This is a genomic window from Bradyrhizobium sp. 31Argb (genome assembly GCF_043638955.1).
In the GTDB taxonomy this organism is placed as follows: Bacteria; Pseudomonadota; Alphaproteobacteria; order Rhizobiales; family Xanthobacteraceae; genus Bradyrhizobium.
This window is the reverse complement of sequence record NZ_JBEGDB010000033.1, coordinates 19,726-41,738: the sequence shown is the minus strand read 5'-3', so window position 1 is coordinate 41,738 and position 22,013 is coordinate 19,726. Positions and strand designations below refer to the sequence as shown.

19 protein-coding genes, 1 pseudogene and 1 riboswitch are annotated in these 22,013 nt (G+C 60.4%); of the genes and pseudogenes, 18 read left to right on the top strand and 2 right to left on the bottom strand.

The genetic code is table 11. From position 1 onward, the window contains the following. Positions 1-102 precede the first annotated feature (102 nt). The 9 genes and pseudogenes from AAFX91_RS09360 to AAFX91_RS09320 all read left to right on the top strand — a co-directional run bounded on the left by AAFX91_RS09360 (position 103) and on the right by AAFX91_RS09320 (position 8,935). Positions 103-1,011, top strand: a complete 909-nt coding sequence (locus AAFX91_RS09360; RefSeq protein ID WP_394566268.1) for a hypothetical protein — start codon at positions 103-105, stop codon at positions 1,009-1,011. 304 nt (positions 1,012-1,315) lie between these two features. After that, positions 1,316-2,539, top strand: a complete 1,224-nt coding sequence (hemA, locus tag AAFX91_RS09355) for a 5-aminolevulinate synthase (protein ID WP_394566267.1) — start codon at positions 1,316-1,318, stop codon at positions 2,537-2,539. A gap of 26 nt (positions 2,540-2,565) precedes the next feature. Further along, positions 2,566-2,769: pseudogene (locus AAFX91_RS09350) on the top strand (DUF2849 domain-containing protein); the annotation flags it as partial. Positions 2,770-2,919: 150 nt separating this feature from the next. Next, the gene (locus AAFX91_RS09345) at positions 2,920-4,578 is read left to right on the top strand and encodes a nitrite/sulfite reductase (protein ID WP_394566277.1); all 1,659 of its coding nucleotides are present in this window, start codon (positions 2,920-2,922) and stop codon (positions 4,576-4,578) included. Beyond that, the gene (locus AAFX91_RS09340; protein WP_394566266.1) at positions 4,562-5,074 is read left to right on the top strand and encodes a DUF934 domain-containing protein; all 513 of its coding nucleotides are present in this window, start codon (positions 4,562-4,564) and stop codon (positions 5,072-5,074) included. The genes AAFX91_RS09345 and AAFX91_RS09340 overlap by 17 nt, the downstream gene beginning before the upstream one ends. Next, on the top strand, positions 5,071-5,646 hold the full coding sequence (locus tag AAFX91_RS09335) for a carboxymuconolactone decarboxylase family protein (RefSeq protein WP_394566265.1): 576 nt from the start codon (positions 5,071-5,073) through the stop codon (positions 5,644-5,646). Before AAFX91_RS09340 ends, AAFX91_RS09335 begins: the two co-directional genes overlap by 4 nt. A 6-nt stretch (positions 5,647-5,652) precedes the next feature. Further along, the gene (locus AAFX91_RS09330) at positions 5,653-6,723 is read left to right on the top strand and encodes an acyl-CoA dehydrogenase family protein (RefSeq protein WP_394566264.1); all 1,071 of its coding nucleotides are present in this window, start codon (positions 5,653-5,655) and stop codon (positions 6,721-6,723) included. Between the two features lie 18 nt (positions 6,724-6,741). After that, on the top strand, positions 6,742-7,911 hold the full coding sequence (locus AAFX91_RS09325) for a phosphoserine transaminase (protein WP_394566263.1): 1,170 nt from the start codon (positions 6,742-6,744) through the stop codon (positions 7,909-7,911). A gap of 241 nt (positions 7,912-8,152) precedes the next feature. After that, the gene (locus tag AAFX91_RS09320; protein WP_394566262.1) at positions 8,153-8,935 is read left to right on the top strand and encodes an alpha/beta fold hydrolase; all 783 of its coding nucleotides are present in this window, start codon (positions 8,153-8,155) and stop codon (positions 8,933-8,935) included. Here the strand turns inward: AAFX91_RS09320 and AAFX91_RS09315 are convergent. Continuing rightward, positions 8,898-10,094 carry a nitrilase-related carbon-nitrogen hydrolase gene (locus tag AAFX91_RS09315; protein ID WP_394566261.1) on the bottom strand — a complete coding sequence of 399 codons (1,197 nt, stop codon included), beginning with the start codon at positions 10,092-10,094 and terminating at the stop codon, positions 8,898-8,900. The genes AAFX91_RS09320 and AAFX91_RS09315 overlap by 38 nt on opposite strands. A gap of 613 nt (positions 10,095-10,707) precedes the next feature. Between AAFX91_RS09315 and cyoA the strand changes: the two genes are divergently transcribed. From cyoA to AAFX91_RS09285, 6 genes are all read left to right on the top strand, one after another. Next, complete coding sequence (cyoA, locus tag AAFX91_RS09310) at positions 10,708-11,592, top strand: ubiquinol oxidase subunit II (protein WP_394566260.1); 885 nt, start codon at positions 10,708-10,710, stop codon at positions 11,590-11,592. Beyond that, complete coding sequence (gene cyoB, locus AAFX91_RS09305; RefSeq protein ID WP_394566259.1) at positions 11,592-13,568, top strand: cytochrome o ubiquinol oxidase subunit I; 1,977 nt, start codon at positions 11,592-11,594, stop codon at positions 13,566-13,568. The genes cyoA and cyoB overlap by 1 nt, the downstream gene beginning before the upstream one ends. 8 nt (positions 13,569-13,576) lie before the next feature. Beyond that, complete coding sequence (gene cyoC / locus AAFX91_RS09300; RefSeq protein WP_394566276.1) at positions 13,577-14,197, top strand: cytochrome o ubiquinol oxidase subunit III; 621 nt, start codon at positions 13,577-13,579, stop codon at positions 14,195-14,197. After that, positions 14,116-14,571, top strand: coding sequence for a cytochrome o ubiquinol oxidase subunit IV (cyoD, locus tag AAFX91_RS09295; RefSeq protein ID WP_394566258.1), 456 nt, complete (start codon positions 14,116-14,118; stop codon positions 14,569-14,571). The genes cyoC and cyoD overlap by 82 nt, the downstream gene beginning before the upstream one ends. A gap of 158 nt (positions 14,572-14,729) precedes the next feature. Further along, entirely contained in the window at positions 14,730-15,875 is a 1,146-nt protein-coding gene (hisC, locus tag AAFX91_RS09290; RefSeq protein ID WP_394566257.1) for a histidinol-phosphate transaminase, read from the top strand. Positions 15,876-15,886: 11 nt separating this feature from the next. Further along, positions 15,887-16,348: a DUF1348 family protein gene (locus AAFX91_RS09285; protein ID WP_394566256.1), complete on the top strand. Its 462-nt coding sequence runs from the start codon at positions 15,887-15,889 to the stop codon at positions 16,346-16,348. A 239-nt stretch (positions 16,349-16,587) separates the two neighbouring features. Here the strand turns inward: AAFX91_RS09285 and AAFX91_RS09280 are convergent, their stop codons facing one another. Then, positions 16,588-17,121, bottom strand: a complete 534-nt coding sequence (locus tag AAFX91_RS09280) for a hypothetical protein (RefSeq protein WP_394566255.1) — start codon at positions 17,119-17,121, stop codon at positions 16,588-16,590. A gap of 43 nt (positions 17,122-17,164) precedes the next feature. Continuing rightward, positions 17,165-17,266, bottom strand: a riboswitch (SAM-I-IV-variant riboswitch). 854 nt (positions 17,267-18,120) lie between these two features. Here AAFX91_RS09280 and AAFX91_RS09275 point away from each other — a divergent pair. From AAFX91_RS09275 to AAFX91_RS09265, 3 genes are read left to right on the top strand one after another with little or no spacing between them, the layout of a single operon-like run. Continuing rightward, a complete protein-coding gene (locus AAFX91_RS09275) occupies positions 18,121-18,939 on the top strand; it encodes a gluconate 2-dehydrogenase subunit 3 family protein (protein ID WP_394566254.1) in 819 nt (272 codons plus the stop codon). 42 nt (positions 18,940-18,981) lie between these two features. Continuing rightward, positions 18,982-20,748, top strand: coding sequence for a GMC family oxidoreductase (locus AAFX91_RS09270; protein ID WP_394566253.1), 1,767 nt, complete (start codon positions 18,982-18,984; stop codon positions 20,746-20,748). Positions 20,749-20,777: 29 nt separating this feature from the next. Continuing rightward, positions 20,778-22,007: a c-type cytochrome gene (locus AAFX91_RS09265; protein WP_394566252.1), complete on the top strand. Its 1,230-nt coding sequence runs from the start codon at positions 20,778-20,780 to the stop codon at positions 22,005-22,007. The last annotated feature ends 6 nt before the right edge of the window (positions 22,008-22,013 follow it).

Sequence of the window (22,013 nt, the reverse complement as noted above, 5' to 3'; positions counted from 1 at the left end):
TAGACATACGCTATAGATAGCATGTATGGGTTCTGATTGGAAGGGCAGATACGTGCAATCGTCGCTGGCCCGCGGTTAGCGCGACAATCTTAGAGAAGCGCGGTGACGCCGATGCATAGTCTTGATATTCAACCGCCAGCCTTGGTTTCTTCTCCGCGCGGTCTCTACGCCTTGGAGGTCACCGCGAAGACCGTCGCGCGGATTGCGGAGTCCAAAGCCGAGATTCCACCAGGAACGCCCATCAATATTGCGTTCCTGGGCAGCGAAAACCACGCGCAGCGTATCCACGCAGCGCGCATAGTGCGGCAATACGGCTTTGAGCCAGTGCCGATCATCTCAGCGCGGCGGCTGCTCTCCGAGAGAGAGCTCGACAACTTCCTTGGATACTTGATCGGTGAGGTAGCCCCGACGCGTTTCATGCTGGTCGGGGGCGACCCGATGACGCCTGCCGGTCCCTATGTAAACTCCTTGGGCCTACTGGAAAGTGGGATCCTCCAGCGCCACGCCATTCGCCATGTAGGGATTGTCGCACACCCGGAAGGGCATCCAAAGATCGATGCCGACACGCTGTGGCGAGCTCTCAGATGGAAGCTCGCTTTCCTGAAGGAGGCCGGCTGCTCCGTCGAAATCACGACTCAGTTCGGACTCGATGCCGATGCGATCGTGCGCTGGATCACGCGCTTACGCGGCGAGGAGATCAGTACGCCCGTTCGAATCGGCATCCCTGGGCCAACGGATGCCGGCAGACTGCTCAGATACGCTGAACAATTTGGTGTCATCAGATCGGACGGGCTCCTGCGAAAGTATGGCCTCTCGCTCACCAATCTCCTTCAGCGCGTCACGTCGGATCGCTTTGTCGAACGGCTTGCCCTCGGATTGAACGGACGGGATTTCGGCACCCTGCTGTATCATCTCTATCCATTCGGCGGCATCGCGGACGGGGTCAGGTGGATGGGTCGCTTCCTCCGCGACCAAAATCTCGTGGCCGTCCCGCATTCATACATAAAGTAACTACCCCTCATTCGACGACTTTTGCCGCCAGTTGCATCCGCTGGGCGAGGCCTGTCTTTCGGGTTCCGCCCGCGGCATCGGGCTGTCTTCGCGATATGGACCGCCACGGTTGCGTCGGAGGCGCCGCGTGCGATTGCAAGCAGGGATTATGGCTCCAGGCGTAGGGGTTAAATCCATACAATTCGACTATTTACGGTTGAGATGTATGCTTATATGACCTACTAAATTGGATGAAGATGTATGGCATGTTTCGCCGAGACTTACCGTCTTTGAGCGACAATCGCGTGCGATGGGGTGATGACCGATGGATTTCGATGCCAAGTTTCGAGAACTAATTTCCGAGATGAAACTGGACGGCCGCTATCGGACGTTCATCGAGCTGGAGCGGATCGCGGGAGAATTCCCTACGGCTCTCTGGCATCGCCCGGATGGTGGGATCCAGCGCGTCACGGTCTGGTGCAGCAATGATTATCTCGGCATGGGGCAGCATCCCCGTGTCCTTGCAGCCATGCACAACGCGATCGATATCTTCGGTGCCGGCACCGGAGGGACGCGCAACATCTCCGGTACTAATCGTCAGCATGTTGCTCTCGAAGCCGAGCTTGCCGATCTTCACGGCAAGGAGGCGGCACTAATCTTCACGTCAGGCTGGATCTCGAACCTCGCGGCGCTCGGCAGCTTAGGCCGGCTCCTGCCAGACTGCGTCATCTTCTCCGATGCGCTCAACCACAACTCGATGATCGAGGGCATTCGCCGATCTGGCGCGGAGAGGCTCATCTTTCGGCATAACGATGTCGCTCATCTCGATGAGCTGATGGGCAGCGTCGATCCAGCGCGCCCTAAGATTGTTGCCTTCGAGAGCGTCTACAGCATGGACGGCGACGTGGCGCCGATTGCCGCCATCTGCGGCATCGCTGAGAAGCATGGCGCTATCACCTATCTTGATGAGGTTCACGCGGTGGGGCTCTATGGCGCGCGCGGCGGCGGAATCGCCGAGCGTGACGGCGTAGCCCATCGTGTGACACTGATCGAAGGTACCCTGGCGAAAGCCTTTGGCGTGATGGGCGGCTATGTCGCCGGTTCGGCGCTCATGATCGACGTGATCCGGAGCCTCGCCGACAGCTTCATCTTCACTACGTCGCTTCCTCCCCACCTTGCTGCGGGAGCCCTGGCCGCCATACAGCATGTGAAAGCGCACCCTGAAGACCGCACGAGGCAGGCTGAGAATGCGGCTCGGCTGAAGGCGATGCTCAAGAGCGGGGGCCTGCCCGTGCTCGACTCGCCCACTCATATCCTGCCGGTGATGGTGGGGGATGCGCATCTGTGCCGGCGTATCAGCGAATTGCTCTTGGCCGGTCGCGGAATCTATGTCCAGCCCATCAATTATCCCACGGTGGCGCGCGGTCTGGAGCGCCTGCGCATCACGCCGACGCCGTTCCACACTGAAGCGCACATGCGTGATCTCGTCGACGCGCTCATCGCCGTGGGCCGTGACCTGGGCTGGGCCGCAGCCCGCCAAGCTGCCTGAGTCTAGCCCACCTGAAGAGATACCACATGCCCAAGAGCATCGTCACTGCAAATCGCTTATCGGATGGCGTCGTTGTCTGGTTGGGCTCAAACGGGGAGTGGACCGATCGACTTGAAGCCGCGGACGCCCTCGATGGTGACGCGCTCCAATCCGCGCTTGAGACGGTCAGAGATCGCGACCGGGATGTTGCCGTCGACATTCGGGATATTCCGGCCGATCTTGTTGAGGGGCGTCCTGTCCCCCAAGCGCGCCGCGAACGATTACGAGGCGCAGGACCAAGCGTTCGGGAGGACTTGGCCAAAACGGCGGTCGGGGAGCGGTGGGCGCGCCCACCATTGCCGGCACCACCATCGGCCACTTCGAGGTCTCCCTACGCGGGCATCTATCGCTATGACGAATATGATCGTCAGTTCCTGCGCGACCGCGCCGAGCAGTTTCGTCGACAGGTCCAGCGCCGTCTTTCGGGTGAGCTGAACGAGGACGAGTTTAAGCCGCTCCGCCTGATGAACGGCCTCTATCTCCAGCTCCACGGCTACATGCTTCGGGTGGCGCTACCCTATGGCGTGCTGGGCGCTTCGCAGATGCGGCAGCTTGCCTATGTCGCTCGCTACTACGACCGCGGTTACGGGCATTTCACGACGCGCCAAAACATTCAGTTCAACTGGCCGCGACTGACAGATGCGGCGGACATTCTCGCTGTGCTGGCGGAAGCGGATCTTCACGCCATTCAAACGAGCGGCAATTGCGTGCGCAACGTTACGACCGACCATTTCGCTGGCGCCGCTGCGGAAGAGGTTGTCGATCCGCGTCTCTACGCGGAGATCCTCCGGCAATGGTCGACTGATCATCCCGAGTTCACCTATCTACCCCGCAAGTTCAAGATCGCGATCACAGGCAGCCCTCAGGACCGCGCGGCGGTCCGCGTCCATGACATCGGCATTCTCGCGAAGCGTAACGCGAAAGGTGAGCCGGGATTTCAGATCTACGCGGGCGGCGGTCTTGGACGCACGCCCATGGTCGGCACCAAGGTCCGGGACTGGCTGCCGGTTCGCAATCTCTTGCGCTATGTCGAGGCAATCCTTCGCGTCTACAACACACTGGGTCGGCGCGACAACATCTACAAAGCGCGGATCAAGATCCTCGTTCGCGACATGAAGCCGGAGCGCTTCATCGAGATGATCGAGCATGAGTTCGCGGCCATGCCCGCTGACTCTTGCGTCCTCGAGGATGACGTGGTCTCGGTGGTTGCCGCGCGCTTCGTGCGGCCGCCCTTTGTTCCCTTGCCCTCGGAAACGCCAGAGTTCGAACGTGCGGTGAAGTCGAACCGTGCGTTCAGAGCCTGGGTTCGAACGAACACGCACCCACATCGCGAACCGGGCTACATTTCCGCGGTGATCTCGCTAAAGCCCATTGGCGGAATCCCCGGCGACGTGAGCGCCGACGAGATGGACCTGATCGCGGATCTAGCTGATCACTTCTCCTTCGGTGAGATCAGGGTATCGCACGAGCAGAACCTTGTTCTGCCGCATGTCCGCAAGGAACAGCTCCCTAACCTATGGCAGGCCCTGGTTGATGGCGGTCTTGCGACGGGGAATGTCGGCCTCGTCACCGATATCATCTCCTGTCCCGGCATGGACTATTGCAGCCTCGCAACGGCCCGTTCAATCCCGATCGCGCAGAAGATCGCGGATCGTTTCGCCGATCCGGCACGGCAAGCCGAGATTGGACCTCTCGACCTCAACATCTCTGGCTGCATCAACGCGTGCGGTCATCATCATGTCGGGCACATCGGGCTGCTCGGCGTCGATAAGAATGGCGAGGAGGTCTATCAGATCACGCTCGGCGGCGCGGCCGACGAGAAAGCGTCCATCGGCACGATTATCGGTCCCTCGGTCGCTGTCGGGGCCGTGCCTGACGCGATCGAGGCAATCGTCGACGCCTATCTAGCGCACCGTACCGACGGGGAGAGCTTCATCGATACCTATCGGCGGCTTGGAGCAGCGCCCTTCAGGGAGGCGGTCTATGGCCCTCATCAATAACAGTGCGCAGATCATCGTGGACGGCTGGAGCTATTCCGACACAGGCGGAGACGGCGCGATCCGGCCGAAGTATGTCATCCCGCTCGAGGTGTTGGCATCGGTGGGATCGGAGATCCCAGTCGACCGCCCGATCGGTGTGTTCGCGGCTGCTGGCGTGACCGCGGACCAAATCCTTCCATTCCTCGACAAGCTTGATCTTATCGTCGTCGAATTCCCGAAGTTTCGGGACGGCCGCGGCTTCACCGTTGCTCGCGCGCTTCGAGACAGACACGGATTCAAGGGCGACATCCGCGCGATCGGACACGTCCTCCCGGATCAGTTCGCCGCACTCGTGCAGTGTGGGTTCTCAACGATCGTAACGCCGCCCGAGCATCCGCCTGTGCAGTGGCAGCAAGGTGCTCTCTCCGCGTCCAGACTTTTGAGCGGAGGGCCGCTGCTGCAGCGCCTGATCGGACGGCGCGCTGCCGCGCCCGCGAATGAAGAGGAGAGATCATGACAAGACTGCCCCTACGAACGATTGAAGATGCTCCTGAAGCTGCTAAGGAGTTGCTCATTACCGCACAGAAGCGCAACAGATTTTTGCCCAACCTCCTGCGGGTGCTCGCCAATGCACCAGTGGCGCTGGAAACCTATCTGACGGTCTCTGGCATCAATGCGCGCTCCTCTCTGTCGGTCGCGGAGCGCGAGACCGTGCAGATCACTGCAGCCGCGACGCATGGCTGCGGCTTTTGCGTCGCCGGTCACACGTCTGCCGCCTACAAGCAGGCAGGACTCGATAAGGAAGCAGTCGAGGCCCTGCGCGATCTCGGTCATGTGCCTGATGCGCGCCTAGACGCCGTCGCGCGCTTCACGAAGGCGGTGATCGCTACACGCGGCCGCGTCGACGATGTCGAGCTTGAGGCTTTCAAGTCGGCCGGATTCGGCGACCAGGCGGCACTTGAGGTGGTGCTCGGAGTGAGCCTCGCCACGCTGTGCAACTTCGCCAACAATCTCGGCGGCTCACCGCTCAACCCTCAGTTCGAGCCCTATCGCTGGGATGGCGTGCGCGCCGCTGCCGCGAAAGGATGATCCGCCGTGTCGGTCGATGCCGAGCTTGCAGCATGGTTGGACAGGAACGCCTTCAGCCTGGACACGGAGAACACCCTGGCCGGCGAACTTCTCCCGCGGCTTGCGGCGGGCGGGTTGCTTGGTGCCGGCCTAGCCGTCGCCGACGGTGGAGCAGGGGGCGACGTCACGGACGGTGTCGAGGCGATCGCGGCTGCTTCTGAACATTCGGTAGCTGCCGGCTTCGTGCTCTGGGCGCATCGTAGCTACATCGAGTATCTCTTACAAAGTCCCAATGCGGGGTTGCGCCAGGCGCTGCTGCCGGACCTCTTGGCTGGACGCGTGGCCGGCGCCACCGGTCTATCTAATGCGATGAAGTTTCTCTCCGGCATCGAGGAGCTGCAGGTGAACGTGCGCGCGCAAGCCGACGTGCTCGATGGGATGTTACCTTGGGTCACAAATCTGCGCTGGCAAGGCTTTCATCTCGCCGTGGCTGTGGCGAGAAAGCACAGGCGAGGCGCCTTCATCGCCTCGGTAGCGCATGACGATGCAGGTCTTAGCCGCTCAGCCGACCTCGACATCATCGCGCTGCGCGCGAGCAACACGGCAGGCGTAACACTTTCAGGCGTGCAGATCGATGCGGGTCGCGTGATCCATCCCGATGCCAATGTCTGGCTGCCGGAGGTGCGCCCGGCCTTCCTCGGCCTGCAGTGCGGCATGTCCATCGGGCTGGCGCGGCGCGCGCTTGCGGAAGCGCGCGGCCGCCTCGCACCCGGGCGTCAGATACTCACTGAGCCGGTGATTGCGCTGACCTCGGCGCTGGTCGAGCAGGAAAGCAATCTGCGGGAGGGGCTCCGCTCCGGCATGTTCCGAGCTAAGCCGGAGGCGCTGTTCAAGATCCGCATCGCTCTCGCCGACATCGTTATGCAGGCTGTTGGGCTCGAGCTCCAGAGCACGGGTGGCCGTGGCTATCTGAGGGCGTCCGGGGCCAGTTTCGGTCGGCGCTGGAGGGAGGCCGCCTTCATTCCGGTGGTCACGCCAAGTCTGGTCCAGCTTAAGACTGCGCTTGCGGCCTACCGCGAAAGCGGAGCAGTTGCGTAGAACGGAAAGGACGCAAAGATGCGCGAAGGGATTTCTCGACCGGCTAGGAAACCTACGAACCCGAACTTCTCGTCCGGCCCCTGCCGGAAACGTCCCGGATGGTCGCTGCAGGCGTTGAACGGCGCGGCGCTAGGCCGATCACATCGCTCCAAGGAAGGCAAGGCGAAGCTTCGGGAGGTTATCGAGCTGACGCGAGAGGTTTTGGAGATTCCGGACGACTACCGAATCGCAATCGTGCCCGGCTCCGACACCGGCGCCGTGGAGATGGCGCTTTGGGGGCTACTCGGGCCACGTGGCGTCGATGTTTTTGCATGGGACAGCTTCGGCGGCGACTGGGTAGTGGACATCACGCGGGAGCTCGGGCTCGGTGATTTGAGGATCTTTATGGCCGCCTATGGCGAACTTCCAGACCTTCGGAAGGCGGACCCGGAACGCGACATTGTCTTTACGTGGAACGGAACGTCTTCCGGCGTCCGGGTCCCCGATGCTGACTGGATCACCGAAGACCGAAGCGGTTTGACGATCTGCGATGCGACGTCGGCTGCGTTCGCCATGGACCTGCCCTGGTCCAAGCTCGATGTGACGACTTGGTCATGGCAGAAGGTGCTCGGCGGCGAGGCTGCCCACGGCATGATGGTCTTGAGCCCACGGGCCGTCGAGCGTCTGACTGATCACGTTCCGCGCTGGCCGATGCCGAAACTGTTCCGCATGGTCAAGAGTGGCGTCGTCATCGAAGGGCTGTTCGTCGGGGAAACGATCAACACGCCATCGCTTCTGGCAGTCGAAGATGCGATCGACGGGCTGCGTTGGGCGCGCGACATTGGCGGTCTTCCTGCCTTGAAGGCGCGGTGCCAGGAAAATTTCGACCGCGCCGCCCAATGGGTCAGCCAGAACAAGTGGTGCGATTTTCTTGCCAGTCGCGCGGAGATCCGGTCACAGACGTCGATCTGCCTCAAGATTGTCGATCCGGAGCTAGGTGGGGACCAAGTCTTGCAGTCTGTGGTGGCAAACGCCGTCGTGGCGCGGTTGGCACAGGAGCGCGTCGCGTTCGATGCCGGCGCTTACCGGACGGCTCCTCCCGGCTTCCGCTTCTGGGGCGGAGCAACCGTCGCGGCATCCGATCTTGCCTTGGCGCTCGAGTGGCTGAGTTGGTGTTACCGGGAAGTCAGGGAGGCGGTCCGAACGTGATCAATAGAGCTGCGGCGACGGCTGTCAACGATGAAGCCGAACATTCGCAAGTTCTCAACCGGTGTAACGGTCATCATATTCTTCGATGGAGGAAACGGCGTGATGCAATTCCTCCCGCACCTGCCGTGCCGCCAGTTTCCCTTTGGTATAGGGGCGTGCTGATCGTAGATGCATCGGTACGGTGCAGTCCGCTTGACGCGACGGCAGCGCATTCCAAGCTCGCTCCGGAGAGCATGAGGCAATGAGCTCTTTCATCCATGACGGCCGAAGGTTGCACTATACGCTTGAGGGGGCGGGACCGGCATTGCTCTTTGTTCACGGCCTTGGCGGCAATGCGGACAACTGGATGTTGCAACGCTTAGCCTTTGCGGCGACTCATCGCGTCGTCGGACTTGACATGCCCGGCCACGGTCGATCAGAGGGGCGCGGCGTACCATTCGATCGCTATTGGGAAGCGATTCTCGCGCTGACCGAGCATCTCAAGATCGAACGGATCGCAATCTGTGGCCTTTCAAAAGGCGCTCGCGTCGCTTTGATGTTCGCGGCACGCCATCCAGAACGGGTTGAGCGCATCGCGGTCGTCAACGCGTTCATCCACTTGACGCCGGCGGACAGGGAGGCGCGCCTCAAGCTCTATGATCTGCTCCTCCAGCCCGACGGGGGGCGAGGATGGGCCGAAGAACTGCTATACGCGATGGGTGTCAGCGAGCATGACGCTATCGTCCGGGGCTTCTTGCGATCGCTCAATTGGATCGATCCCGAACATATCCGGGCGCGTTTCAATGAGCTCATCGCATTCGATCAGCGCGCGGAGCTGGCGGATGTCCGCTGCCCTGTCCTTCTGATCAGAGGAGAACGGGACGCATTCGTCCCAGACTACTGTGTTGAGGAGCTCCACCAGTGGCTCGGAGGGTCCTCGATCGCACGAATGCCGAGTTGTGGGCATCTACCTTACCTCGAAGCTCCTGCGCGATTCAACGCGCTGCTCACTGAATTTCTTGGAAGCTCGAGACCGGATGGTTGACCAAGGGGTAGAGCCCAATAGCCTTCGAGAGGTGCTCAAAATCGCCACCACTACGCCCAGTTGAACGATGTGCTTCCGCGGCCGGCAGTTCGGAACGAGGCAAAGGGGGGACGCCTCGGGCAGCTCTTGCCGAGGCGTCTTGATCACTCGATAGCGGCCGCGAGAATCGGCATCGCTGTAGGCTCGGGAGAGGCGCCGGCAGGGCCACGGGCGGCCGCTGCAAGGCGAGTTCGCGCGAGGTGACGGTTGGCGCCACCGCTTGGTTGGTCATAAGAAGCCGGAGGAGCTCTGGGCGCGAAAAGTGGCCCACAGAATCCATTAGTCGCTTGCGGACTAGGTTCAGCTTGAGATCAAGATCGGCAACCAGAATCCCCTCTCCGGAAGTCAGCGGTGGGACTACATCCTCTGGATCGATGATCGCAGTCATGCAGCCGCCGCGGATTGCTGCGGCCGCGCCATTCTCGCCAGCGATCTTCATGACTTGCTCCTCGGTGAGCCAAGCCGTCGCATTGACCACAAAGCAGCCGCTCTCGAGGGCATGGTTGCGAAGCTGGACCTCCGTCTGGTCGCTAAAGGTGGGGCCGAAGAGCGCACCGGGATATTGCGCCACGTGGATATCCTCATGCTGGGCCATGATCGCATAGCGGGCGAGCGGATTGTAATGCTCCCAGCAGATCAAGCCGCCGATTCTGCCGACCGCCGTTTCGACCACTTGCAGGGTCGATCCGTCGCCGACGCCCCAGATCATTCGTTCGTGATAGGCTGGCGAGATCTTGCGATGTTTCAGGCGTAGCGAGCCATCGGCATCGAAGATCAGCAGGGCGTTGTAGAGCGAACCATGGTCGCGCTCGTTGATCCCAACCGTGATCACGATGTTATGCTTGCGAGCGGCCGCCGAAATAGCGTGGGTCACCGGTCCGGGCACGGCGACGGCGTTCTCATAGAGACGGATGTGCTCGTCGCGAATGGCGCTCGGCCCCTGAGCTATTGAGAAGTAGGGGTACCAGGGCAGGAACGTCTCGGGGAAGACAATTAGTTCGGCACCTTTTGACGCCGCTTCGGCGATGGCAGCGAGCACACGGTCGAGCGTCCCTTCGAGAGAAGCGAGGTCGGGGGAGATCTGCACAGCGGCGGCACGAATTGTTCGATAGTCTGTCATGAATGCTCCCTTGCATCTGGACTTGGACGTGGGTTGAGGATGCCGACTGGACCGTCCGCATCGTTGCGGCGCAGCAGCGCTAATACCATACATTGTTGCCGACAACAGTAGGCGATTGAAGCATACACTTCAATGCCATTGTTGGCCTGAAATGGGCGGGACTAGTCGTGTCGCGCTACTATCATAAACGCTCAGCTGCCTGTCGCCCGCATTCATCGCGCCCGGACATATTGATCCAGCGCCATTTTCCCTCGATCTTCGCCTCGAATTGCCGAGCGCTCTCATCTCTATAGCGTACACTGAGCGGTTCGGTAACGAAAATGTATGCTTGACGAACATACAATGTGGTGTGATTTGTCGGCTATATCGAAGGCAGAAGCCATACAAGTGGAAATCGAATCTGCGGCGCCGGATGAGCCGCTGATCCTAGAGGATGGGTAAGTTGTTCCAGCACGGATCATGGTTGCCTCACACCGAGGCGAGCACAAAGGCACTCAAGCAAGGCCACGGAGGGCTCTTCAGCCATGCTTCGCTTCATCGTGGCCGACGGGTAGAGCCTGCGACACGCGAAGAGGGCGCTGCGCTCGCTAAGCTCCCGACAGTCGCGGGCCGAGTGGCCGTTGCGATCCTGCTCTTGACCCTCGGCGGCTGCGATCATCTGGAACTGATGAACCCCAAGGGGTCCATCGGCGCGCAGGAGAAGGATCTGATCCTGATCGCGCTCGGCCTCATGCTGCTTGTCGTCATTCCCGTGATTGTGCTGACACTCGTTTTCGCCTGGCGCTATCGGGAGTCTAACTCCAAGGCGACCTACATGCCCAAATGGGCGCACTCGACGCCGATCGAGATCGTTATCTGGTCGATCCCCTGCATCATCGTAGCATTCCTCGCCGTCCTCATTTGGGAGACAACCCACTCGCTCGATCCCTACCGGACGCTTGAATCGGACGTCGCGCCGGTGAACGTCGAAGTTGTCGCGCTGGATTGGAAGTGGCTGTTCATCTATCCGGACTACGGTGTCGCCGCCGTAAACCACCTCGCGATTCCCGTCGGCACGCCGATCAACTTCCGCCTGACGTCTGCGTCGATGATGAACTCCTTTTTCATCCCGCAGCTTGGCAGCCAAATCTACGCAATGGCTGGGATGCAGACCCAACTACATCTCGTCGCCGATGAGGCTGGCATCTATGCCGGTCGATCCTCGGCCTTCAGCGGGCCGGGTTTTTCGGACATGCATTTCGACACGGTCGCAGTGCCCAGAAAACAGTTCGATGCCTGGATCATGCAGGCAACGAACGCCCCGGTTGCGCTGGACGAAGCGAGCTACAGGGGGCTCGAGCAGCCGAGCATCAAGACGCCGGCTACCACATACGCGAGAGTCACGCCCGGACTCTTCGACAGCATCGTCGATCGCTTCATGGCGGGACGGATGCCGGCGGTGGCGCTCAACGACGCGATCTGCACGCCCCAGGGACTGGTCTCGCGGAGGAATTATTGATGCTTGGAAAACTCTCTCTCAGCGCCGTTCCGCTCAATGAACCGATCATCACAGGGACTGGCATCGTCGTCGCCGTTCTCGGCTTCACCGTTCTTGCCCTGCTCACCTACTATCGGAAGTGGGGTTATCTCTGGTCCGAATGGATCACCTCCGTCGATCATAAGAAGATTGGCGTAATGTATTTCGGTCTCGGGCTCCTCATGCTGCTGCGCGGATTCGCGGATGCGATCATGATGCGCACTCAGCAGGCTATGGCCGCCAATGATGCCGCCGGCTACCTGCCGCCGCATCACTACGACCAGATCTTCACCGCCCATGGCGTGATTATGATCTTCTTCGTGGCCACGCCCTTTATCATCGGGCTGATGAACGTCGTGGTGCCGCTCCAGATCGGCGCTCGCGACGTCGCCTATCCCTTCGTTAATTCGCTGGGTTTCTGGCTGTCCGCCGTCGGCGCAGCTCTTGTCATGGTCTCCATGTGGGTCGGCGACTTCGCCGCGACCGGCTGGGTCGCCTATCCGCCGCTGTCCGAGCTCGAATACAGTCCGACAGTCGGCGTCGATTATTTCATATGGTCGCTACAGGTCTCAGGGCTTGGCACGACACTCACCGGAATCAACTTCGTCGTCACGATCCTGAGCATGCGCGCGCCCGGCATGGGCTTCATGAAGATGCCGGTCTTCGTCTGGACCGCGCTGATCACCAACATCCTGATCGTTGCCATTTTCCCGGTATTGACCGCTACCTTGGCGCTGCTCGCCGCCGATCGGTACTTCGACATGCATTTCTTCACTAACGAACTTGGTGGTAATGCGATGATGTACATCAACCTCATCTGGATTTGGGGCCATCCTGAGGTCTACGTGCTGATCCTGCCGTGCTTCGGCGTCTTCTCCGAGGTGATCGCGACTTTCTCTGGCAAGCCGCTCTTCGGCTACAAGTCGATGGTCTACGCCACCTCGTCGATCGGCGTGCTCTCGTTCTTCGTCTGGCTGCATCACTTCTTCACGATGGGCTCCGGCGCTAACGTCAATGCCTTCTTCGGCATCATGACGACGATCATCTCGATTCCGACCGGTGTGAAGCTGTTCAACTGGCTGTTCACGATGTACCGGGGCCGGATCCGCTTCCACTCGGCGACGCTGTGGACCATCGGTTTCATGGTCACCTTCGCTGTCGGCGGCATGACCGGCGTGCTGCTGGCGGTTCCCGGTGCGGACTTCGTCCTGCACAACAGCCTGTTCCTGGTCGCCCACTTCCACAACGTCATCATCGGTGGCGTGGTCTATGGCTGCCTTGCCGGCATGAGTTTCTGGTTCCCAAAGGTGTTTGGGTTCAAGCTGAACGAATTCTGGGGCAAGGTCTCCTTCTGGTGCTGGCTGGTCGGCTACTGGCTCGCCTTTACGCCACTCTACATCCTCGGCTTCAAGGGGATGACGCGCCGCATGAACCACTATGACGTGCCCGACTGGCACCCCTACCTGATCGTCGCTCTGGTCGGCGCGGTGATTATCGGCATAGGCATCATCGCCATCCTCATCCAGTTCTGGGTCAGCATCAGGGATCGGGAGAAGAACCGCGATGTGACGGGCGATCCGTGGAATGCCCGCAGCCTGGAGTGGTCCACGGCCTCGCCGGCGCCCTTCTACAACTTCGCCCATATTCCCCGTATCACCTCGCTCGAGCAGCATTGGGAAGACAAGGAGCTTGGACGAGCCTGGCGCTCCGCGTCGTACTACGAGGACATCCACATGCCGAAGAATACGGCGGCCGGCTTCGTGATGGGCGTCTTCAGCTTCGTCCTGTGCTTCGCGCTCGTCTGGCACATGTGGGCAATCGCCGCGGTTGGCCTCTTTGGGATGGTCGGCACGTTCGTCGCGCGCAGCTACGACCGGGACACCGACTACTATGTTCCGGCACCCGAGGTCGCGCGCATCGAGAGACAGCGCCACGCGCAAATATCGAAGGCAGTGTAACCATGAACATCTCTGTTCTCCCCAGATCGGTAGCGACGTTCGAAGCTTCAGCCGCACATCACCACGAGCATGATGACGGGTCGATGACCGTTCTCGGTTTCTGGATCTACCTGATGAGCGATTGCCTGATATTCGCGTGCTTGTTCGCCACCTTCGGCGTGCTTGCCGCAAATGTTGCGGGCGGTCCGGGCGGGCGGGAGCTTTTCGATCTGTCGTATGTTGCGGTTGAAACGGTTCTGCTGCTGGCGAGCAGCTTCACCTTTGGTGTCGCCGTACTCAACTTGCAGACCAACCGCAGGGGAAATGTCATCGCGTGGCTCGCCATCACTTTCGTGTTGGGCGCGGCATTCATCAACATGGAAGTTCGAGAATTCGTCCATCTCATCGAAGAGGGAGCGGGCCCGAACCGAAGCGCCTTCCTCTCGGCCTATTTCACGCTCGTCGGCACGCACGGATTGCACGTGACGGCGGGGCTGATCTGGCTTGCGGTGATGATCCACCAAACCTCACACTTTGAGCTGGATGGGGTCATTCGTCGGCGTCTCGCATGTCTCAGCCTCTTCTGGCACTTCCTCGATCTGGTGTGGATCTGCGTCTTCACCTTCGTTTACCTGCGCGGGGTGCTGTGATGTCGAGAGCGAGTATTCCAAACCACATTGCAGATGATGCCCCCCACGCTACACTTAAGTCCTACGTAGCAGGCTTTTTTCTGTCGCTCGGATTGACCGCACTCTCGTTTGGAGCAGTCATGAGCGGTGCCGTTGCTAGGGACATGATCCTGCCGGCGATAACGCTCCTTGCCGTCGCTCAGTTGCTGGTGCAGCTCGCATTCTTTCTCCATCTCGGAACCGCGCCAGAGCAGCGGAACAACACGTTGATTTTTCTCCTCACTGGCCTGCTGATCGCGACTGTTGTCGTCGGCTCCCTGTGGGTCATCCACAACGCGAACGTCAACATGATGCCGACCCAAATGTCGATCGATCGCGCTCGGGCGAAGGACTGACTTGAGCGACGCGCCCGGCGATCGGCGGAGATCTTCGTCCAGTCGCGTCCCTATTGGAAGGCGCCGTATATGTGCCTGCATCGCTCTTCGTTGCAGCCGATCTTGGTCGCGGAGCGATCCGCCGGTCATGCACCTGACCGGCCCAGGCGGAGACGCTGATGTACGAACGAATGCATATTTGCCAAATTGAGGGTTACGTACCGGGGCTCCAGCCCGATAGCGGCGCGATCAAGCTCAACACGAATGAGAATCCTTTTCCGCCCAGCCCGAGGGTCATGGCGCATCTCAGCAATATTCTTCCCCTCACACTCCAGCGTTATCCGGATCCGTCGGCCATGGCGTTTCGTCTCGTTGCCGCGCGCGCCCACGGCGTTGCGCCTGATCAGGTTATTGCCACCAATGGTGGCGACGAGCTGCTGCGACTGGCGCTCGCGACCTTTGTCGATCCCGGCCGCGCGGTCGGCATCGTTTCGCCCGGTTATGGCTTCTATTCCTTGCTCGCAGGTCTCCATCGGGCGCCCGTCTGCGACGTTCCCTTGACCGAAGCTTGGCAATTGCCCGAGGAAACTGCGAGCCGCTGGAATGCGGCCGGCGCGCAGCTCGCGTTCCTCACGAACCCCCACGCGCCATGCGGAACGCTTTTTCCAATCGCCACGATCGAACGGCTCGCCGCGTCCTTTAAGGGGGTACTCGTTGTTGACGAAGCCTATGTAGATTTCGTTGATCCGGCGCTGGGCTATGATGCGACAACGCTGATATCGCGGCATCAAAATGTCCTTCTGCTCCGCACCCTGAGCAAAGGATATTCGCTTGCCGGTCTCCGCTTGGGTTATGGCCTCGCGGATGTCAGGCTGATCCAGCCAATCCTTCACAAAACGAAGGACACCTACAACGTCGATGCAATCGCCCAGATACTCGGTGCGGCGGGGCTCGACGACCGCACGCATGCGAGCGGCACTTGGGAGGCAGTTCGGAAGGAACGAGAGACACTTTCGCGCAATCTGCAAGACTTGAACCTCGCTGTCGGCCCATCTCAAGCCAACTTCGTTCTCGTTTCGCTCGCATCGTTTGATGGCAGCTGCAGCGCACGCCAAGTCGTCACGAAGCTTATGGAGGGGAACATCTATGTCCGCTGGTTCGATACCGATCGGCTGCGCGACAAGCTGCGAGTCACGATCGGCACTCCGCAGGAAAATGCGGCGCTCATCAGTGCGTTGCGCACGATTCTCGGCCGACCGGATGGTAAAATTGGATATGGCCGAGCCTTGAATGTTCATACTTGCAACTCGCACCTGTCAGTATAGGAGAAACTGAAATGACCATCATTGCACCACCATTCACGCTCGAGAGCGCAACACAAAAGGTTCGCCTGGCAGAAGACGGATGGAACAGCCGCGATCCCGAGAAGGTGTCGCTGGCCTATACGCCGGACAGCCGTTGGCGGAATCGCTCTGAATTTGCCAACGGACGGACCGAGATCGTGGCGTTCCTCACCCGAAAGTGGGCAAAGGAGCTCGACTATCGGCTGATCAAGGAGCTCTGGGCCTTCGCCGATAATCGGATCGCCGTCCGCTACGCCTATGAGTGGCATGATGACAGCGGCAATTGGTTCCGTTCGTATGGTAACGAAAACTGGGAATATGATGCCGCAGGGTTGATGCAACGCCGGTTTGCCTGCATCAATGACCTTCCCATCAAGGAAGCCGACCGGAAGTTTCACTGGCCTCTGGGACGGCGTCCGGACGATCACCCTGGGCTTTCGGAGTTGGGGCTTTGAACCGCGCTCGACGAGCGCTCTGACGTCATATCCCTCCTCGCCAGAGTCTTCCCCGAGTTTGGCACGGAGGGAGCCTCGCTCAGCCGGGGCGAGAAGGACAGCCTCCATCAGTTCTTTCTGGGCGGCAGCGTGGGGCTACGTATCGAACACCAGCAGCGCTGGGATAGGTCATCCGAGGCGTGCCGTAACCGGCATCGAGCTCCTTGAACACAGCCTACCAGTTTGCCGCCGAGGCCGCCTTAGTCCGGAGGTATGATGATGCCGGCTTCATCTTTACGCTGATCCGCTTCCGCCGCCACCGTATTCCGTCTTAACTCCTGCTCAAAGACATCTACAATGGCGGCCATCTCTTGGCTTGTGAGCAGGCCAGACATGTAGGGCGGCTCCGAGCCTGAAAAATGAAGGCGAGAGCGGAGTAGTCTGCTCATTAGGATGGTCGCCGCATCGCGCGGGCTTCTGGCGCGAGCCGCTCCGGCCACACAGCCACAACTGATCTTCCGCTTGATCCAGGCGCGATCGCCGCGCTCGCGTGCGGTCAGACTCTCTCGCGTGCACGTGTCAGCGGATGTAGTCAGCGACCACAGCCGGTCCTCTTGGTCGTCACGCGCAAGAAAAAGCGCTTCATGAAGAGTGTCGATTCCGACGTTTAGGTGCCATGCCCCAGCGAACACCGCGTGATCTGGAATATCTCCCCAATTCTGGGGCTGATGACTCCAGGGATCGACAAATGCGCTCTGATGCTCATCGAGGGGATCAGCGAATACGTCATTCAAAAAAATACCTCCATTGCTTGCATAGGCGAGGAGGCTGACGGCCGCGCGACCCGTACGTTGCCGAATTGGCCGCATCTCCTTGCAGAAACCACCTTGCCCGGGATGGCAGGTTGGCGAGGGCGTCAGCCTCTTCTTGATGCACCATCAATATAGCGGGTTCGGATAGTTTCTTCCAGAGCTGTTGAGCCCCCGCAGTTTTCGGGTGGATAAGAGAGCCGCTCCTCTGCGGATCGGGACCGCGGACCGGACGGGCGACTGCGGAGCCGGGCCGCTCTCGGAAGCTTGCCAAAGACGGATTAGGGTGCCGGACGTGTTTGCGGCTTTGCCCTGCCATTTTAGACGGTCATTGGCTGCCCTACTGACACAACGAATCTTTCGGCGACCGATTGCCTCGATGCGTTGTGGCTTAATCGGGACGTCGAGGATAGTGGTGCGCGGTTGCCGTAGTCTGCCGGATGCATCGGAGCGGGGCGATGGTGTCTCAGTTGATGATGTTGATCTTGCGCGACGTCGTTCAACGCGAATTCGCATACGAGCAAGCACAAGGGCTTCTCGTAAAGTTGGCGTGTCAAACGCTTTTACGAGGAAGCAAAAAATGGACCGCAACGTAGCATGAAGAACAATTGGAGTTTCACCTATCGATCTTGATCGGAAGTGGCGCGCGCATAATCAAGTTGGAGCGATCGCCCTGAACGGTCACGCTGATGCAGATGTACTTTCAGCTTAACCCGGTCGTAAATCTCTCTTGCTTGAGCAACACTCTACCGCTTAGACGATTCGATTTCATGGGTGTGCATTGCAATACGCGATCAGTTCACGCTCAAGCTCTTTCAGGCAAGCCCGGCGCATCGTACCCCAAAGAGCCACGCCGAACCCCGCCTTGCCGCGGCCTGAATTGCCGAACTGGACGCACTCGACTTGAGAACCGTTTAGACTGTGCTATCTTGGTGTTTTAATGCGCCACCTTGGAATTCCGACTTCACGATCCAGGGGAGCACTATGGTCGCGAAAGAGATTTCGCTGAGCGCCAACGGTATCCGGAAGACGGCCCCCGGTGCTGATAGTGCCGGGGAGGGAATACCCGGCTCGTCGCGCTCCAATCACGGCGTGCGCCGCCGCGAATTACTCATAACCACCGCCATGGCTTTGGTGTTTTCGGTGACCTCCGCTCGCGCGCTGGTCGTCAAGGGCAGTTTGCCGTGGGGACCAAGTGCCGGCACTCCACCAACAGCGGTGCGGCCTGGGCCATGGGCGTATTTCACTCCGGAAGAAGGAGCGGCCGTCGAAGCGCTCGTCGACCGGCTGATCCCGCCGGACCCGCAGACGCCGGGGGGCAAGGATGCCGGCTGTGCGGTCTTTATCGACCGGCAACTTTTGGGATCGTATGGCAGCGCCCAGGGGCTCTACATGCACGGGCCGTTCGCCGACGGAACGCCGGAGCAGGGAGATCAGTCGCCGTTGACCCCGGCAGCGCGGTATCGCCAGGCGCTGGCCGCATTGGACAAATATTGTCGCGCCACCTACGCAGGAAAGCCCTTCGCCCAGATTCCCGACGATGAGAAGGACAAGGTTCTCTCCGGGCTGGAGAAAGGCGAGGTGCAACTGGAAGGAACTAGCGGTCGCGCATTCTTCGAGTATCTGCTGCAGAACACGCGGGAGGGTTTCTTCGCTGACCCAGTTTACGGCGGCAACCGCGACATGGTCGGCTGGAAGATGATCGGATTTCCCGGCGCGCGCTATGATTACCGCGACTGGGTTGAGCGGCACAACGAGCGCTATCCGCTGCCACCGATTGGCATTGCTGGCCTACCCGAATAGGCGCGAAAGGCGCAAATAAGTCTCGTCCGGAGTATCGGGAATATGACGCGCAAATTGCCAGCAACTGATGTGGTGATTATTGAGCTGGGCTGGACTGGCTCCATCGTGGCGCATGAGCTGACTGGTGCCGGATTGAACGTGGTGGCGATCGAACGCGGCCCGTGGCGCGACACGGCGACCGATTTCCCGCCGGCCTATGCGCAAGATGAGCTGCGCTACCGCATCCGCCACGATCTATTCCTCCGGCCGGAACAGCTGACGATGACCTTCCGTAACAACGCCAGTCAGACGGCCCTGCCCATCCGCAGCTGGGGATCCTTCATGCCGCCCAACGGCGTTGGCGGCGGCGGCGTGCATTGGAATGCCGAGACGTGGCGCTTCCTGCCCAGCGACTTCGAGCTGAGAACGCATCTGGTGGGGCGCTATGGCGAAAAATTCCTGCCCGAGGACATGACGATCCAGGACTGGGGGATTACCTATGATGACCTCGAGCCCCATTACGACAAGTTCGAGTATCTGTGCGGCACGTCCGGCAAAGCCGGCAACATAAAAGGGCGGATACAGCCGGGCGGCAATCCCTTCGAGGGAGCGCGGTCCCGCGAGTATCCGACGCCGCCGCAGAGGCAGCCCTACGGCCCGACGCTGTTCGCACAGGCGGCTCAGGAGATGGGCTACAAGCCCTTTCCGCAACCCTCCGGGAATCTCGCACAGGCATATACGAACCCGCTCGGCGTCACGATAGGCCCTTGTACCTATTGCGGCTTCTGCGAATGGTTCGGCTGCGGCAACTACTCGAAGGCTAGTCCGCAGACCACGATTTTGCCGGCACTCCTCCGCCGTCCTAATTTCGAGGCGCGCACGCAGTGCGAGGTATCGAAGATCAACCTGGATAGATCGGGAAAACACGCCACCGGCGTCACCTATGTCGACACCACTGGCAACGAATGGGAGCAGCCGGCCGACTTCGTGCTGCTCTGCGCATTCCAGTTGTTCAACGTGCACCTGCTGCTGCACTCGGGCATCGGCAGGCCCTACGATCCGCGCACCGGCGAGGGCGTGATCGGGCGAAATTATTCCTACCAAGTCACATCTAGCGTAGGCGCGTTCTTCGACGACAAGATCTTCAATCCCTTCATCGCGTCGGGCTCGATCGGAATGTGCATCGACGAGTTCAACGGCGACAATTTCGATCACGGACCGCATGGCTTCGTCGGCGGCGGCTATATGGGCGCGGTGCAGACCAATGGCCGACCGATTCAGACTGGGAGGACACCACAGGGGACGCCGAGGTGGGGCGCCGAGTGGAAGAAGGCGGTGGCGAAGAGTTACTTGAGCAGCTATGAGACCGTCACGCACGGCAGCTGCTATAGTTATCGCGACGTGTATCTCGACCTCGATCCGACCTACACGGACCGCTTCGGCCGCAAGTTGATGCGCCTGACGTTCGATTTCCACGACAACGAGCTCAAGATGTCGACATACCTGACGGATCGGCTGGCTGAGGTCGCGCAGAAGATGGGACCGCGGCAGCTTGAGAAGCACCCACGTCGCGGTCCTTACGACGTCACCGTGTACCAGACAACGCACACCTGCGGCGGTGCCATTATGGGCGTCGAGCCCAAGACCAGCGCCCTCAATCGCTATTTGCAGAGCTGGGACGTGCCCAACCTGTTCGTCATGGGTGCCACGGCCTTCCCGCAGAACCCCGGATATAATCCCACGGATACGGTGGGCGCACTCGCCTATTGGGCGGCAGACGCGATCGTAAACCGCTACCTGAAGAGTCCTGGCCCGCTCGTGCAGATTTGACAGCTAGCACTCCAAGGCATGGCATGAGAATGCGCAATCTGATGGCTCTTGTGCTCGCCGCCTGCGCGATCGGCCTGACTGCCGCGCGCGCGGCGGAAGACAACCAGGCGTTCGAGAAGATCGAGCGCGGCCGGTACCTCGCCGTGCTCGGCGATTGCGCCGGTTGCCACACTGCGCCGGGCGGTAAGCCTTTTGCAGGCGGAGCTGCGCTGGAGACGCCATTCGGAAAATTGCTCGGTCCAAATATTACGCCGGATGTTGCGACGGGAATCGGTGCCTGGACCGAATCGGATTTGTGGCGGGCGATGCATGAGGGGATTGGTAGGGATGGGGTTCGCCTCTATCCGGCAATGCCGTATCCCGCCTACACCAAGGTTACCCGCGAGGACGTATCGGCGATCTGGGCTTATCTGCGCACATTGGAGCCGGTGCACAACGATGTTCAGCCGAATCAGCTCAGGTTTCCGTTCAATGTCCGCCGACCGGCAACATCCACCTGGGACTTGATCAATTTCAAGCCCGGGGTGTTTCAATCCGATCCGGCAAAGTCGGATGTGTGGAACCGTGGGGCTTATCTGGTTGAAGGCCTCGGCCATTGCGGAACCTGTCATACACCGAAGAACATCACGGGCGGCGATCGGGGTGGAGAAGCCTTGCGGGGCGCATTGTTGCAGGATTGGTATGCGCCTGATCTGACCGCGGATCCCCGTATGGGCATCGGTCATTGGTCCACGGAAGACATCATCCGCTATCTTAAGACCGGTGCCAACTCTTTCGACATTGCGTCCGGGCCGATGGCCGAGGCCGTTGAGAACTCCACCTCTCATATGACAGATGCCGATCTTCTAGCGATCGCCACCTATCTGAAGGATCGCGCTCCTCGCAGCGCGAGCCCGGCCGTTGCGCTGGCGCACGATGACACACGCATGGTGGCGGGCAAGGCAGTCTATGAGAACCGTTGTGCGGCATGCCACATGTCTAGCGGCGCCGGCGTTCCAACGCTATTCCCGCGCCTCGCACAAGCGCCACTCGTCCAGTCCGCTGATCCGACATCCTTGATTCGCGTCGTTCTGATCGGCAGTCGCGCTGTCGCCACTGCAGCTGCCCCGACCGCACCCGCCATGCCGTCCTTCGGTTGGAATCTCAGTGACACAGAGATTGCGGACGTTCTGACCTATGTGCGCAATACCTGGGGAAATGCCGCGCCAGTAGTCCAGCCTCCTGATGTCACCACACTCCGTGGCCGTGTGTCTCGATAAGATCGA